Below are 801 nucleotides of genomic sequence, written 5' to 3'. Positions count from 1 at the left end.
TAAATAATTGAGTATTGCTTTTGTTTTTCGACTAGATTTTGAGACCAAAACATGATCTTTAAGCTCTTTGGTGGATGCTAAACCAGCACATTTACTGCAGCCGGCACCGATAAGGAACGTCACCTTCGATTGGGATATGAGATCCTTAAGAGTCTCCACTTCTCCATGGAATTCTTTTGGTATAATCATTTTTCACCGTTCGTTATTCTAAATTCTCTGGGATTTTCTGTGATATCCAAATTTGATGACAATACTCTGCGTTTTGGATGGAGTATCTATAGACGAAACTCGGTTTAATATATCCCAATATTATTTTGTTGTATATCAATAGTGCGATTATAGTGCGATTTTGTCCCTTACCATTTACCGCACTGAAACTCATTCGAGCATGCAATTTGGGATGCGGCATTAGGAGTGCACTTGTTTTGATCCATTAAAGAGGGAAATAGAAAGGTGCACACACTGATTCCACGTTAGTAAATTCCATATGGCTCCGTTAAATGTCTTGAATCCCTTAATCATTCGCTCTACTGAGATCTTTTTTCGAAAAGTTTATTGTGCTGGCCGCGATGATCCATGCTATGGATATAGTCAAACGTATACAAACAGGAAGGAGTTTCGACGAACTCTGCCAGAAGATTGGGCGATACGTGAATGAGCAGAGAAAGATTGCGTCAAAATTTAAGATCGGGATTACAAGCGACTATAATTACCGAGCAGAAGGTGACGATTACTTGCTGAATGGTTACAACCGCATGGTCGTCCTGTATCGGACACAATCTAAAGAGAGAGTTCGCTCGA

1 protein-coding gene and 1 pseudogene are annotated in these 801 nt (G+C 39.7%); one reads left to right on the top strand and one right to left on the bottom strand.

Annotation, left to right across the window (positions count from 1 at the left end; translation table 11 throughout):
- Nucleotides 1–189: pseudogene (locus EI28_RS15160) on the bottom strand (hypothetical protein); the annotation flags it as partial.
- Between the two features lie 392 nt (nucleotides 190–581).
- On the opposite strand from EI28_RS15160, the gene EI28_RS15155 reads away from it, so the two are divergent.
- A partial coding sequence (locus tag EI28_RS15155; protein ID WP_231476848.1) for a hypothetical protein occupies nucleotides 582–801 on the top strand: 220 nt, incomplete at its 3' end.

It is taken from the genome of Methanoculleus sp. MH98A (genome assembly GCF_000691865.1).
GTDB lineage: Archaea > Halobacteriota > Methanomicrobia > Methanomicrobiales > Methanoculleaceae > Methanoculleus.
This window is presented reverse-complemented; position numbering and strand designations above follow the sequence as displayed.